The sequence below is a fragment of the Bradyrhizobium sp. MI1.4 genome, from assembly GCF_055811315.1.
Map to the genome: position 1 here is coordinate 1 of NZ_JBVVPP010000062.1, position 15,575 is coordinate 15,575.

The 15,575-nt window shown below is 55.3% G+C and carries 9 protein-coding genes; 2 read left to right on the forward strand and 7 right to left on the reverse strand.

All coding sequences use genetic code 11. The features are described from left to right. Positions 1-372: 372 nt before the first annotated feature. From AC0L23_RS35240 to AC0L23_RS35250, 3 genes are all read right to left on the reverse strand, one after another. Complete coding sequence (locus AC0L23_RS35240; RefSeq protein ID WP_473358070.1) at positions 373-864, reverse strand: hypothetical protein; 492 nt, start codon at positions 862-864, stop codon at positions 373-375. A gap of 151 nt (positions 865-1,015) precedes the next feature. Next, the gene (locus tag AC0L23_RS35245; RefSeq protein WP_473358071.1) at positions 1,016-2,152 is read right to left on the reverse strand and encodes a M35 family metallo-endopeptidase; all 1,137 of its coding nucleotides are present in this window, start codon (positions 2,150-2,152) and stop codon (positions 1,016-1,018) included. 380 nt (positions 2,153-2,532) lie between these two features. Beyond that, positions 2,533-3,087 (reverse strand): tail fiber domain-containing protein, encoded by a 555-nt coding sequence (locus tag AC0L23_RS35250; RefSeq protein WP_473358072.1) that lies wholly within the window; start codon positions 3,085-3,087, stop codon positions 2,533-2,535. Between the two features lie 363 nt (positions 3,088-3,450). On the opposite strand from AC0L23_RS35250, the gene AC0L23_RS35255 reads away from it, so the two are divergent. Together AC0L23_RS35255 and AC0L23_RS35260 are read left to right on the forward strand one after the other, a co-directional pair. Further along, on the forward strand, positions 3,451-4,440 hold the full coding sequence (locus AC0L23_RS35255) for a M28 family metallopeptidase (RefSeq protein WP_473358073.1): 990 nt from the start codon (positions 3,451-3,453) through the stop codon (positions 4,438-4,440). A 577-nt stretch (positions 4,441-5,017) separates the two neighbouring features. Then, complete coding sequence (locus AC0L23_RS35260) at positions 5,018-6,193, forward strand: C1 family peptidase (RefSeq protein ID WP_473358074.1); 1,176 nt, start codon at positions 5,018-5,020, stop codon at positions 6,191-6,193. A gap of 828 nt (positions 6,194-7,021) precedes the next feature. On the opposite strand, the gene AC0L23_RS35265 is transcribed toward AC0L23_RS35260, so the two are convergent. From AC0L23_RS35265 to AC0L23_RS35280, 4 genes are all read right to left on the reverse strand, one after another. Next, positions 7,022-8,227, reverse strand: a complete 1,206-nt coding sequence (locus AC0L23_RS35265; RefSeq protein ID WP_473358075.1) for an SIR2 family protein — start codon at positions 8,225-8,227, stop codon at positions 7,022-7,024. Between the two features lie 218 nt (positions 8,228-8,445). Next, positions 8,446-11,778 (reverse strand): DEAD/DEAH box helicase, encoded by a 3,333-nt coding sequence (locus AC0L23_RS35270; RefSeq protein ID WP_473358076.1) that lies wholly within the window; start codon positions 11,776-11,778, stop codon positions 8,446-8,448. Between the two features lie 119 nt (positions 11,779-11,897). Continuing rightward, positions 11,898-12,218 carry a hypothetical protein gene (locus tag AC0L23_RS35275; protein ID WP_473358077.1) on the reverse strand — a complete coding sequence of 107 codons (321 nt, stop codon included), beginning with the start codon at positions 12,216-12,218 and terminating at the stop codon, positions 11,898-11,900. A gap of 1 nt (position 12,219) precedes the next feature. Next, complete coding sequence (locus AC0L23_RS35280) at positions 12,220-15,558, reverse strand: DUF499 domain-containing protein (RefSeq protein ID WP_473358078.1); 3,339 nt, start codon at positions 15,556-15,558, stop codon at positions 12,220-12,222. Positions 15,559-15,575 lie beyond the last annotated feature (17 nt).

Sequence of the window (15,575 nt, forward strand, 5' to 3'; positions counted from 1 at the left end):
CCTTAAAGCTAGACTTAAGGTCACACGCTTCGCGAATTACCAACCCTCACGCAAGACGGCCCCCATCGGAGGCGTACGGAAGAAGGCCCGCTGCAATGATTGCGGCAGACGTTCAAGCTCAGGCGATAGCCGCACGAGTGGTGCTGATTGTCGGCACCGATCGGTTCGATCGGCTCTTCGGGGCCCGTCCACAAAAAAGCAGCGATCCCGACGCGAGATCGAGGGCAGATCAGACGAGCAGCAAAATTTAAATCAGGCTGCCCTGGCGCATCAGAGGTCACCGCTTTTTGCGGCAACCGCGTGTACGGATAGTAGACCGCGGGGCACGACAACAGCGATGGAATTAGGATTCAACCTGTGTTGCGCTGGAAGCTATGAGCGAATATCGAGGAATAGAGGACTGCCGGACGATTGCGTGAACCCATAGTCGGGACCCAAACTCGGGCCGCGGTCCATTTCACGAATAATCGTGATTAGACCTTTGAAGACGACTTCGCATCTTGCGGTATCAGGAAATTTGTAGACGGCCGATAGGTCGACGACCGCCTCCTTTGCTTCGCTCGGTTTTATCCAAATCGTGTTCTTTAGTTCCTCTTCGCCTTTCTCTTTCGCGATCGAACTGCCGCGCTCCTCTGAACCTGCACGTAGGGGTCCTTGAAAAGGTAAGACTTCCTCTCGATCATCCACGAAACACCGTATGGTGAACATCCTGGAGCCAATGCTTTCTGATAATGGAGTGTTCCGAGGCAAAATTCTGACGATGTCATTCCCGACATTCGTCAGCACGAAACGAACCTTAATGGACCGCGAGGTTATCGGTCCAACTGCTTCGAGGCGATGCTGTAAATGCGCTTCCTCGGACATCCCGTCTGTCACTGCAATAAAGCAACCTACTACCAACATCGCTGCGGTAGCGATGCGTCTCCGGCCGACCAAAACCAACGGCTGAACCCGTTTATCTCGCGGCAATTTTCGCTGGAGCGATGTGATCCATCGCTCGTTACGTCTACAAGACCTACATCGGCAAGTTCGGGCTGTTCTCGGCAAAATATTCATGACTATCGGCATTCTCGACGGCCGCCTCTGGACGACTTGATGCAAGAGCTCGAGCTTGCTCCTGTCCGTACACGACGTCGTCGGTACCTGCCACTATATCAAAGTGGCTCATCTCGTGCACCAACGTCCCTGCCCGGGAGTCTGTTCCGTCTAGAGCTGCGTTCCAGAAAGCCTGGCAAACATAGATCTTATACGGCTGCGTTGGAAAGACATACGCAAACACACTACCCCTGCATTGCGAACCATTGCACGCCATTTCGACAGGCTTGGTACTGAGCGCCTCTTCAATTTTTTGAAAGTTGGTCACGATTTTCGTATACCGCTCCCCGGAGTGCGCACCGAACCAGGTTCTATAGCGTGCCGCCATGCTGCGTCGATCAGCCGCTGTTTCGTTTAAGAGTTTTGCCGCGCCGGAAGCTAGGTCCTTCGCCGCGGGGACGGCTTCCTGGATTTGAGATACTTGATTGGCCGAGCAATTATCGAAGGTGAGGCCCGACCCTGCACGCGCCACAGCTGCGACTTTAGGGACCGGCTGCCGCGCTTCAACAACCGAAATAGTCAACGAGTTTGACTGAACTGCTACCTTGCGCAGCGGAGCGGATTGCGGTGATGCTGATACACGAGGAGTCATTGGGATCGGGTTGTTCGGGAGCGAGGGGCGGTAGGTAATGCTGTAATCATTCTGCTGATAAATGGCATAGTACTCCGCAAGGTTTACCGTCTCCGTGCGAGATTCGCCCGGAGCTAACGTGATGAAGTCGTCTTCCTGCGGTTCTCCGCGCTTGATCAAAGGTCCAATGTATCCGACAAATCCACTCACCTGGCCGGCCCTGCCCGCTGCTACAGCAAAGATGTCATCACTCACTCCCAAAAAAGGAGTGCGCCACGCGAGCACTCTTACAGGTGAAGCGGATGGATTTGTGAGCACAAAGTCGACTGTAATCGACTCACTTGCTTTGAATGCGGAGGTTTTCCCTTTTGGAATCTGTAATGTAACTTCCAATTGCTGCCCTCCAATCGCTTCAAGTTGCGCGAAGCTATGTCGCGGCAGGAGAACGATAAAAGCAGCGATGAATAGTCGTTGGATGATCGACATGGACCTAGTCCTTCTGAGACTTTCTGCTTGATCGCAATCCGCGAAGATGCCTAGAGCACGTGTATCGGTGAGCGGGCAGCCGAGGCGACGTCCCACCGCCTTTCCACTGCGCCGGCAAAGGCCTTAGGCTGCAAATATAGCAAAACGCACCCTCCCGCGTGGTCGGAGGTTCTACCGCTTCAACCGCGCCAGAAACGGGGAGACAACTGGATACTGGCCAAGTCACTGCGGCAACGAGCTGGCAAGAATCCCCGGTTGCTAGTGCATTTGGCCATTGAGCCGTTGGACCACTAATCTCCCTGTGCTGGTTCAGCTACAACGATCGGCCCACCCGCAGCTGGTGATGAGAAGATCGCTGCTTTCCTCCGCGAACGGCCGCCTCAATTAGGAACGCTCTCGAACGGGACGTCTATTCGATCGTAGTCGACCGTAAAATATCCGTTCGACGCACGATTTACAGCGTGAGGAAAAATAGCCTGCACATCCTGGGCCAAGGAGCCTCTCCATCGCGTCGAATAGCCGCGATAAGAAAATTCATAGATTCCAATGCCGCTCGGAGAATGTCCGACGAGCTTGATGTTCTCTTTAAGCCGTTGGTCCGAGAACACTCCGATCGTTGCGATCAGCACGGCACCGGCAGCTAACGTATCAGCTGGGTCTCCTTTCTTTTTGGCGCTTTGAGCCGTCAATTCAGCTAGGGATTCGGGCGTAACATTCACTCCCTCTTTCGCCAGCTGAGCAATCGTTGCTGCTTGTACTGCTGCACCAACTCTCTGTTGAACCCCCGGATCGTTGAGCTTCTGAACAACTAACCGGATATCCAGTCCAATTGCTTTTGGTTCGCTGGAGGTTGGCGACTGTTGAGCAAGCATTGAGGATACGCCCGCCGATAAGAGACCAACGGTCAGCGCAGCTGTCCTAATGAAGGTATTCATTCCGAAAGCCTCCCCTTTAAATGCCGATTTAAGTAACGATTAATAGCGTAGCACTATTCTGACCAAGTGCAAGTTATCTAACAAACATCATCTGGTTGCATTGCGAAGAAACAACTAGGCCGTGCTTCTTGGAACAGTTGATTCTCGACGCGGCCGAAAATGCAAGCGCACTCGGCGTCCTTCACGGGCTAGTCTGCCACTGAAAACTTTTACATCTCGTCTGCTTCCGCCTGCATCGGTTTGATTACAACGAGCTCAGTGCTATAAAGCGCATCGTAGAGTTTATTTAATTTATCTAGGCGTGTCGGAATGAAGTGCGCCCGGTCCCATTTGCTCCTGACGCGACGACAAGCGAGCACCGCCTTGGGTGCTCTCATATTAGAAGGCTTTGTCGCGCGCTCCGTGGCGCAGACTCTCCAGCCATATCGCTTAGAGGAGAAGAAGCGCGCCAATGCTCGTGGACGGTATGAGAATCCATCATCGAAGAGCAAAAAGAAGGACGCCGGGATCGATGCGGTCGTCAGTAAGGTTGACAGCACCCGGCTGGTCGAAACGCTGTCGACCCTCACGTCATTCACCACGCGCTGGTCTCGTTCGCCCGAGCTGGTCCAAGCCCGCGATTGGCTCAAACAACGATTTATTGAGCTTGGGGTCGATAGTAGCCGCGTGCAGTTAGTTGAGCTGCAGTTGCCGGACGGGACGGTGGCCCACAATGTGATTTGTAGGCCCGCTCGGCTCGACCAGGGGTTCGTTTTAATTGGTGCTCACTACGACACTATCTCGGAGAATCCGGGTGTTGCGGCCCCAGGCGCGGACGATGACGCAAGCGGAATTGCTGTATTGCTCGAGGCCGCTCGTATCTTTGCGCAAGTCGAGCTAAAACGGGGTGTCATGTTCGCGGCATTCGCGGGCGAAGAGCAAGGTCTCTTTGGTAGTCAGGCGGTTGCTAGTCTCGCCGCGAAAGAGAAATGGGCAGTGGATGTCATGGTTAATCTTGACATGGTCGGTCACGTTGATCGGGAAAGGCCAACCAGTATCATCGTGGAATATGATATGGGCAATTCTAATCCACGAAACGATGCTGCTTCCAAGGCTTTCGGATTGCAAATGGCACAACTCGCCACGGACTATACCAGCCTGACGGTTGAGCATACCGATATCTGGAGCAGCGATTACATGCCGTTTGAGAGTAAAGGATTTCCCTGCATTGGTCTTTTTGATGGTGCAGCCGATGCAGCATTTTATCACACGGCGCAGGACAAGATTAACCAAGTGGATCCGGCGCGTCTAATCGAGATCACCCGTCTCGTCTGTGCCTTCATTGCGAACACAGCAGAACTAAAATCTCCCTGAGGCAAGGAGACAAATGTCGATCAGGGAAGCGGAGAACATCCGAAGCTAGTGATATTAGATACCCGCGGCTGCATCGCTATTAGTTGCGATCGAAGTGCTGCAAGCTCGCGCCGGAGTCGAGACGATAGGCAAATGGATTGCAAATGTCACAAACCAAGTGGTTATTCGCTGTAGTGCTCTCGTTCGCAATGATCGATCATGGGTTTCCAGATGCTCTGCCTGGAGGCAACCCCGACATCATCATAGTCGATCCGAATAATCCGAGCATTTCTGAATATCCTCTTCGATTACAGTTATCGAAGACATTATCTTTAGGGCTGCCGAACACAGCAGGTACGGGATTTATATGGACCGCTGAAGTAGACAATCAACGTATCGCAACGCTTTCTAAGACGAGGCCCATTTCTGTTAACAAGGGGAACGAACCCGTCGTCGGATATCGCACACTCGACGTTTTCATCATTGTTCCGAGCGCCCTCGGGTCGACTGGGATCGGATTCAAGTTAGAGCGTCCGGACGGTAGGCAGATGTCCAGCTTCAATATTACAGTAATCGTAGATCCATAAAGGAGGGAACGATGCAACGACGAACGTTAATTGTCATGAGCGCATTGCTCAGCATCCAGACCACCTCGCTGTCAGCTCAATCGCTCCCTGCGAGGACGCCGGCCCCCGCCTTCGCGCCTCAAGAACCGTCGTACACCACTGGGGCATACCCACCTAACTATTCCCCAGCAGCGCTAAACGCGACGGTCATTCCCGCGGATTTTGCGGTGACGGCGAGAGTACAAGCGGCAGTCGCCGAAAAACTCCAAACGAATCCCGCGGCATCAGGCGTGGGCGCAAGTGTGACCTATCGAGAAGGTTGCAATCCGAAGGCTTCATCTTTCGACTATCGAGACACTGGTGCGATCCAGCCGCCAAAAGATCAAAATCCATGTGGCTCGTGTTTCATATTCGCTGCAGTAGCAGCATACGAAGCCAGCTGGTATCTGCAGAATAGAGAGCGCATCAGGATTTCGGAACAACATCTCTTAGATTGTGCCAAGGCTGGAGACTGCTCAGGGGGATTTCACACCGGAGTCTTCGACTTCGCTAAACAAGTAGGCTTTGTAAAGGAAGCCGATTACCGATCGTATAGTGCTAAGGCGGGAAGCTGTGATGTTCCTACTGGTTCATACAGCGCTGCCAGTTGGAGTACAGTATACGGCAAGTACGGTACTCCGAGGGGATCGGCCATAAAGGAGGCCCTTTGTGTTCACGGACCGATAGTTGCTGCGATGTTTTCGACCGATGCATTTGTCCGATATAAAAGCGGTGTCTTCAACGAATTCCCAGAATTAAGCGGGGACAGCGATGTCAATCACGATGTGCTGATAATCGGCTGGGATGACAGCAAGCAAGCGTGGCTGATTCAAAACAGTTGGGGGACAGACTGGTGGGGAGATAAAGGGTTTGGCTGGATACGTTATCAAACAAACAACATTGGATTCGGAGCTGCGTGGATCGATGCCATAAAATTGAAGAGTCCTCATTCAACCCCTAAAGAAATTGATGATGTCTCAAGCGAGGCTAAAGCCCTGAATAACAGAGCAATTGACCAGATTGCTGCTGAATTTTCGGGCGGTCCAAACTCAGTTATTAACAATCCCGGCCAGATACGCGGGGGTCCGAACTCTGTGATCAATAACCCGAGCCAGATCCTGGGAGGCCCAAACTCCGCAATAAGAAAAATACTGAAAGTTCCTTTTTGAAGATACTGATTTGTGGTTGCTGATCCATTTGGTCATCCAGACAGCGTTGAGACCGAGTAGAGTCTCGGCTGGGACCTTGCGTCGCACGATGGACTTGGCTTGCGTTACGAATGCGATGTCGACAACCGAAGGAGAGGCCGGAGGTCGGAATCTTGCAAAACGCCCGGATTTCATTTCCGCCTTTTGCGAGTTGGCGCTTGACGACGTCGACGGACCCGATGCGCCTAGCGCACCTCGCACGGCCGACTATGGAGCGCGCCGCTACTGCCGGTCAGGAGGCGCAAGAAGCGGGCCATTGGGCAATGGGATCAAACCACAAATAAAATTTGTAACGAATCCGCACCATCTATGCTGGGGGAGAGCGCCGCCGACGCACGCTAGCTGGCGCGCTCTCACCCCGAGCACAAGCCGCGTATGTCCCCCACGGCCCCGTCCTAATCAACACCTAGTTCCGTTCATATTCCTCGGTCGCAATGGTGAACTCGCTGCGACTTCCGACTGGAACCCGCTATAACGAAGCTGGCGGGCTTTCTTCCTTTCGAAACCAGTCCGTTTAATTCATCAAAACATTCCGCGGATGAAGAAAAACGACAATTGCAAAGAATGGACCGATGCAGAGGTGCAACTCTTGCTCGCGCTGTCGCGCGAAGGCGCTGGCGCGGTTCGTAGGGTGACGATTACGACGATAATCACGGTAACTTGGGGCAGCTCTTACTCGTCGAGAGTTAACAAGGCGGCGCCGGGGGCATGACCTCCCGGTGCACCTGAGGACCCGCATCTTCCGACGAGCTTTGGCTTTTCGCGATGCAGCTCGTTCCGTTATGGCGCTCAATGCCCCAGTCTACCGAGCACATGTTTGAGTGGCGCCGGGGCATTCAGAAATGCTTGGAAACCCTTTTCCCATATCGCTGCTGACCCGTCATTGGCCAATATCCAGCCGTTTCCTAGATCAGTCGCATCTTGAGAATTTGTGATGTGAATATCGAGCGCATGGAACATCTCAATCTCTTTGCGTCCCACCCCCGACGTCGTGCTCCAAAATCCATGCTGCCACCAGTCTACGAACAGGATCGGCGGCTGAGGACGTCGCGATCGGGCCTCCTTGAGCCATGTGTTGAAATGGAGATCCGCTAGGCCGGACCCGATAACGAAGATCACATCCGTGCGCATAAGATCATCTGCAAGAGCCGAATAGAAGTGCGATAGCGGCCTCTGCTGTAACCTCGAAAGCTTATCAAGCCCCGTGATCACGGCTGTCCGTGAGAACTCGGTTCCGTCCATTTGACGGACTCCGCTGCCGCTAAAGCTTGAGTGCTTCAACGCTTGCTGGCGGTCATCAAACCATGAAAGTTCGCCTAGGTCAGAGGCTGGTCCGGGAAGCGCGAACCCCATGTGTACAGAACCGTGAAGATAAAGAGCAACGTGCCGATCGCGAGAGTAGTTGAAGCTGTCAAGCTCGAAGCGCTTGGGTGCTGAGCTTGGGCTATCGTCGAAGCCTGTGTACAAGTCGGGCGCCGCCTGCAGGAGAAAATCGTCATAATTGGTCGTATAAATGCGCGTGACGTATTTCGCTCGCAAGTTGGATATGAAGTCGGTCAGCGGACGGAGGCTCAGTGGGTTGTTAGCGCAAGCGGCGGAGACTTCAGCGTAGATCGCCTCGACCATCTTATCGACGAGTGCGCGAAGCGCAGCCACAGAGATACCTGTATTGTTGGCCATAAACGGATAAAGCAGGGGACGAAACTCATCAGCAGCACCGGGCATCGGCGAATCCATGGACAAAAGCTCGTGCGCGCAGTGATAAATCTGCTCGAAATTGGGTGCTTCGTTCAGGTATCCTTGCAAACCGTTTTTGATCGTGGCGAAAGCGCCGTCCGCCGCGGTGTGCTTCGTCCATTTATCTGCCATTAGGGCGCGCTCTATGGTTTGCGTGAGCCCAGCTGTTGAGGGGGCTTCATATTCAATCGACGCGCCAGCACCTAGTAAAACTACGACTCGTTTTTCAGGAATAGTTAGGTCGGATGTGCTGGGCATAGTTCGATCTCTCCTCAATGGCTCTCGTAACAATCGTAAACAACAAAACGACCTAGTCATCGCGGTTATCGCGGTAACGCTCTCGCTACTGATCAGAACGGTAAAATGTAGGAAGGTTTTTCACTGTGTGTGTGAGTACCTGAATACGAGACCCAATTTCTTCAAACACCATATGTAAACTCGTTTAGGCCACTGCTCGCGCATCGGGCTCCCCCCGATCACGCGCTACAGATCACTTGCGCATCCACACCGACGGTTTGCTTGAGGAAGGCCAAACCCGCACCGAGAACCAGCCTTTGATCGTCAGACACGCGCGAGCGGCTGACACCTGGTTGCACGATGACGATCTCGAACGATATCGGTTTGCTCCTGGCGGATTTGGCAATATCTCCCAGAGTCGTCAGGTTACCGACGATGAAGCGACTGCGCCCCGCAGCCCCAGCCCCTTTGACTTTTTGCCGGACCAAGAGGTGCCGATAGAGACGATCGAAATTGCCGCGCCAGACGGCGCTTCTAACGGCCTGGGAAGTCACCTCCACAACGTCCTTCACCCGACTACCTTCCGTTGCTGCTCCTGAAAATTTGCAGTGAGCCAGCAGCAGCCTTATGCGGTCAGTTTCCTCCTTGAGACAGACGAGGTCGGCGGCCTCTCCCGCATCGTCATCGTTGAAAATCACGTCGAAGGCTTCGTCCTGGTAGTAAGCTGCCACGTATGATTGAACGGAATTCGGGCGCTCAACGCCCTTTTTCCATGTCGACTCCAGGGTGATGTCCACTTTAGACTTGGGCCACTGCCATGGGAGAAGGCTGCGCTCATCGAGCTTAATCGCCGTCGGATTGTTCTGTTCGTAAAGAAGGTCACCTTCCAGCTCCTTCAGGCTGACATAGCGGACGAGCAATGGGTAATCGTATAGATAAGTCGACAGCGGCATTTCTAACCGCCCCGACTTGATCCTCAAGCCGTCCGCGCCGTCGAACATGTAGCCCCGTCGGGCGTCCAACCGGAGAGCGATCTGCTCGTCCAGGTTGCCGGTCGAAGAAATCAGGCGAAAGCACAACCCGGTTGGACTGGACTTTTCCTCATCGACTGACCACTCGCAGAAGGCTGTGGCGATCTCCTGGTCTTCCTTCAAGATGAGCACGCGCTCGTCGGATGTTTTGAGCAACTCAGGAGGCCATTCTACGGAGAGTATCTGTTCATCCGGGAATCGATCCTTGACCTCAACGGGGATGAGCACGTTGTCGAGGATCCTGCTGGCATCGATGGTCTCGTCGATCAACTTCAGCCCAACCGGCTTGCACCATCGCACCAAATGGGGAATGGAGCCCTGTGCCTTCGACCAGACCCGCCCTTTCGCGGAACAACCGGGATGAACGACTCCGCCGCCCTCCCATCCTCTGCCGTCGAGATTGGATTTGGTCGCGTCACCGGTCTCCGTGGCCGTAAGGGCCTGCTTTACGTCTGCGCCGGTGTACATCGCGAAGCTCATATTACGCCGGCCGTGTTTCCGTACGCCGATGTTATTGAAAATGAGCCTGTTGATGCCACCAAGGGAACGGAAGACTGTCTCTCCCTGGATCCGACTCTGGGCGCCCACTGCCGTGGCTAGTTCATCATGCATCGACTCTTTGTCCGACGAGTTCAGATGCAGGAGTCCGTTTTCGGCGTCGTGATAGAGAACGAACAGGTGCCATTCCCGGTCCGCGATGACCTTGCCTTTCGTCCAGCGGACGGCGTCTTCTCTGCGGGAAACGAAGAACAGCAGATTGGCGCCCGGGTTGAACCAGGCATTGTGAACGACGACTTTGTCGGGCAGCCCTTTTTGAAAGCTCTTGGGACTGAAATTCGCACATTTGAAGACGATCGTGCTGAACTTGGGCCGCAGAAGATTTTTCGAGATCCTGATGTCGTCGATTCCCGAGTCGTCGATCAGCGTGTCGGAATTTCTGAGGAATTCCACCAGTTCGGCGTGCTCTTTGGCGGCTTCTGAACTCCGTTCGCTGAGAAGAAGGTTCCAATCAGCGCTTTCGCTGTAGAGCCTTTCGAGCTTTTGCGAGACCTTCGGATCGGCGATGTTCGCAACGACCGTGGCATCTCCGATCCCAACAGCTGAGGTGCGCGTGAAGCGTCCAGCGAATTGTAGCAAAATAGGCAAACTTTTGTGCAAGTCGTGTAAGGCGGCGATCTTGAGTTCGGGGAGGTCAAAGCCTTCTCCGAGCATATTGACGCAAACGATGATCCGGCTCTCGCCTGCGCGAACACTGTTCAGCGCCTTTGCGATCTCGGCCTCGGTCATTTCAGAATCAACGACGAGAGCATTGAATTCTGGCGCCAAGCGATCATAGATCGCCTTTACTGTCGTTCCACGAGCAATGCGCTTGCATCTCGCCATGAGTAAATGACGTAGACCCGCTTTTCTATCTTCGCGCAGAACACGCAAAGCCTCTCGCGCGATCACCTCGTCCGCCTCTTCCGGATCCATCTCGAAAACGGGAAGAAACGTGATCTTTTTGAAGTATTGATCGCGCTGGGCAGCGGCGAGCGGGTAGTTGAAGATGACACGTCCGTCGACGAGTTTCGTGTCCAGCCTGAACGGTGTGGCCGTGAACTGCACGATCCGGTGCGCGATGAAATGTGAGCGGAATTCGCTCCAAGTGTCGGACGGGATGTGGTGGGCTTCGTCGACGAAAAGAGAATCGAAAACGGCTGCGATTGCCCGGCGGAACGGGGCGACTTCCGGAGCGCCAAGAGACGCCATCACGGCGATCACAACGTTGCATCCGCGGAAGATCTTGAGATCTTCTTCGCAGTTCGGCTCTTTGGTGATGACGCCGACGATCGGATTGGGGATTGCAGGATCGACCAGACCCAGGTCGCGCAGAAGCCCTAAACTTCTAAATTTCTTAAGGGTCTGCCACCGCAAGGCGCGCGACGGTACAAGCACCAGGGTCGGACCGTGGCGATAATTCACCACCGTGCAAAGCATCGTCTCAGTCTTGCCCGTTCCCGTCGGCATGACGACCGTGGCCAAGTCATGCGGGAAAATGCTCCAGTGGGCGCCGATCGCGTGCAGCGCACCTATCTGCGGCGGTCGTAGCCCTTCGCTCCCAGGCAGCACAGTCCCGGTGGCGTCCGATTCCTCCATCCGGAAACGAAAATTGTCCTTCCACGCTGTCTCGATCTCGGCCGCGACGGCGTCGGCGTCAGCTGCCACTCGTGAAGCGAAGCCGTCCAACGCGGCATGCCATTGCCAGCGGTACCCCTGTTCCGCGGCCTCCAGAACGCCAGTTATGCCTTTGGGCACGGTGCGGAGCCTACGGTCAACGATCATAATGCGGTCGCCCGTCACAAGCTCCCACACGTCAAAAGATGTGCGGCCGTAAGCGAGTTCACGGACGACCCTGAGAACCTCGATCGTCTGGCTCGACCGCAGCAAGCTAACGTGTCGGCCTAGCCGAAATTTTTTTATGAATTCGATTTCGGGGAAAACGACTGACCCGAGTGAGGGCACGGCCACTCCGCCCTCTGGTTCTTTCAACTTCGCGTCCATTACAGCGCAAGCTCCGCCGGCCGTGGAAGATTGCTAGTTGTACCACATCACCTTCTGCAACCTAACCGGAATATCGGATCGAATCAGGCCCAAGTCACTATCTAGTTGCATGGGATCCGTCAGATCCCCCGGAAAGCCTTGGGGCTATCGAGTAATCCCAGCGCCCCTTCCCGCCGCTCAGCATGGGCGTCACGCTCCAGCGCCTGCCGCAAGGCCTCCCCGCGCCCGCCATTGCGGTCAGGTCGGTGGCCGGTGATCGCGGCGTAGACCAGCGACTGTTCCAGCATACCTTCAAAAGCGCAGTGCGTTGCGGCTAGGGGGCACCCGACGACCAGGCGCCTTCCAACTTTATCGTTCACCAACGCGAAGATCCAACGCTCCAAATCGAGCGACTTCTTTATCGCCGTCATGTCGCCCTTGGTATTTATTTTGGACTGCATGTCAGTCCTCAAACCCCGTCGATTCCGACTTGAACTTGAGTTGCCTGGCGTTGTCCCTTACCACGCTGACGTCGTTATCAGAGAAGCCTTCATCAGCCACCGCCTCGATTTCCAGCGTCAGCTTCACCTTGGCTCCCTGCGTTCGCTGAAGCTCCATGACCACGGCATTTAGGATCGCGTCAAAGGCCTTCACCGGACGCACCATATCGAGATCGACCGATCCGTAGAATCGACGGGTCTTAGGGGGCTGCGCTGGTGCCGATCTATCGTCGGTAAGGCTTGGCGGGGCACCCGGCACTACAGCCAATCCAGCGGGCGCAGCAGTCCCTGCAGTGGCGTTCTCAGCGAGCTGCCGCTTGGCCGCGGCATCGCTGACCAGCACCGCACTTGCGGGGAACGGCTGAGGCGGATCCTTTGCCCAGATCAGGCCACGATATTTCCCGCTCGCCTCGTCATAACTGTCAGCGTAGCCGAACTGAGGATCGAGCTTTGCGACGGCATCCCTGATAGAGGTCTCCATAACGACGCGATCCCGCAGCTTCGGCAGATAGACATAGGCCGAGAACCAGTCAGTAAGTTCCGATATAGGCAGGTGCTCCCTGTCCTCTGGCCAGATTGGCTTCAAAGCGTGCCAAAGGCGTTCCGTGCCCAGCTTATCCAGCACGATCCCGTCCGCCCTAGCCTTATCGTAGACCATTGATGGAATGGCAGGGCGGTCGCGCGATGAAATCAAGCTATGCTCTAGTTCGAATGGCTTGCCCGCGGCATCGCTCTTAACCCCGTAGAGAATGTGGCTCCACGCGCTACGAACAGCCTTCTGGGCTGAATCGCGATTTGTCCTCGCCTTGTCTTCTGCGTCCGCAATCTGCGCCGTCGTCATAGCATCGTGTAGACGCTTGTCGTCGACGATTTGCTTCCATGCCATTGCTTTGCGCATGACATCTCGGGCCGTCCCCAGACCCGCCTCGTCAGCGGCCACGAAGACGAGGGTATTACGGAAGCGCCGCTGAGTAGCACGACAGCGCGTCAAGGCATCGCTCGCTGCATCCGTTGCGGCAGATTTCACGATCCCCTTGCCGACATGCGGCGTACCGGGACCAAGTATGACAAGAGACAATGCCTGAGCCTCGTCAATCGTCACCGGGTCATCGGGTGCCGCATAGACGCGATCAAATCCGCCCTTGATCGCCGCGTCCTTGCGGAGGACATCGGCAATCGCGTCGTCAACATCGTGGTCGGCCAGTGCCTTAGCTCGATCATCCGCGAGTCGATTGAGCGTAGGTTGCGTCGAGAACCAATAGCGACCCGCTTCTTCATAGAGGTAGGTGGCACGCTCCGTCAGCTCTCGAAGAGCCTCACCAAAGATCGCAAGCTGGTCCCCCGGCTCGGCACAAGCAAGCCGGAGACCTTGACCGGTTAGCCCCGCATTTGGCTGACCGACCAGCGGCGCTGAGCACAGGAAAACTGCACGGGCAGAGCGTGTCGCGGCTCGTAACTGCGATATCCTCCGTGACGGATTCGCCTCCATCCGACTGGGCAACGAACCCTCACCGTCGACTTCCTTGTCAACTACGGAACCGAATTGGGGGTCGAGCGGATACAACACGCTCGCACGAACACGTTCGTGGGCAACAGGGACGCGAGCTGGCGTGATCAATGGATCGTGCGTTTGCGAATGCCAGAGCACGCCGACGACGTTCGCCATTAGTCGGAGCACACCTCTCGTTCTCTGGAACTTTTCGAGGCTTGCCCAGTCCTTTGACAACCGATCAAATAGCTCGGGATGGATCGGGTAAGAAAGCCGCAACAGCTCCAGGTATCTCTGCTCCTTTGCCTCAGGCGGAAACTCCGCCGCGTTCTTCTTGTACAGATCGTGGAAGGCCTTGACGGTCTCTTCCCGCGCCTTCTCTCCATCAGAGTCGAGCGCCTGAAAGAGACGGCGGCGAATGATTTCGTAAGTCTCATCCCCTGATGCTGGCAGCCAGGGGGACTGCACGCGACCAAAAACCTTCTCAAGTCTCCGCAGCGCCGCTTTTCCTCGTTCGCCTCCAGCTTCTGCATCGCTCTCTGGCAAAGAGCCGATAATCAGGATCCCGGGCACCATTTTTGACGCTTCGGTCAGCGACTGAACGAACGACAAGAACGCTTCGAACCGATCATCATCAAGCTGTCGCGCAAACATCGTGAGTTCGTCGAGAAGGATAACACTTGGTCCGGCCAGCTTGAATACCTCGACCATAACGCGCGAGCCCGGGCTGGTCCGGGCAGCCTCGGCCTCGGCAACCAGCGCGAGCCCTTTCTCTCCCGCAAGTCGCCACGCAATGTATCCCCAGACAGTGTGAACCTTGGGGCCTTTGTCGATTTTGAGGCTCACATCGGGTCCGTCAGCGGAGCCAACGAACACTGCAATTTTTGGCTTTGGCAGCTTGCGCGCACCGGTCTTCTCAACGATCTCTGCGACACCCGGCAGCCCGTTTGCGTCCCCACCTTCACTGAGATGGCGTGCCAGATGATAGATCGCAAGCATAGTGTGGGTCTTGCCCCCACCGAATGAGGTTTGAAGACCGATCACTGGATCGCCGCCTGTGTCAGTCAGACGCTGCACCGCCGAGGTAAGCACCCTCCGCAGTCCTTCAGTAAGGAACGTGATGCCGAAAAAATTGGTAGGCGTCGCGTAGGCGTCGCTTGCATGGCCTGTGTCGACCGCAAAAAGGTCGGCCGCGAACTCAGCCTCCTTGAAACGGTTCGCGATCACGTCTGGATGAGGTAAGGCGACCTCAATCCAGGGCTTGAGTGCCTTACCGGTCCGCTCATCAACTGCGGGTGACTGCGGCAAAGTCAACGTGGCTTGAACCGACTTTGGCGGAGAGGGCGTTGCGACCATCTCAGATGCAGGCGATCTAGCCAACCCCGACTGGCGTTGCGCGTCATATAGCTTCTTTAGCTCGGCAACTTCGGCGGCCGGCGCTTTCACCAGCTTGAGAAGCTGATGCATCGCATCGAGGTATCGCAACGCCTCGTCATCTTGGAGACCAATAGCAAGATGAGAAATAGCATTTCGCGCTTCGAGTGCCATTGAAGCAAAATTGCGTGCCTTGTGCTTGTCGTTGCGACCAAACGCATCGTCAAAAGTCTCGCGCCAGCGATCAATCATCGTCTTCACTAGACCGTATGCGTCGAGTGGCGCATTTGGCGTTCCCCCAGAAGCTCGGCTTGCATAGTTTAGCCAGTTGGCGCCGTGTGCCAACCTCATGCGCGCTTCTACGAATGGTGTCAGGCCTCTCTGAAGATGATAGAGTCCCCCTTGAACTCGTTGCAGCGTCTCTTTTTCAGCCGACATCAGACCCTCCCAACTGA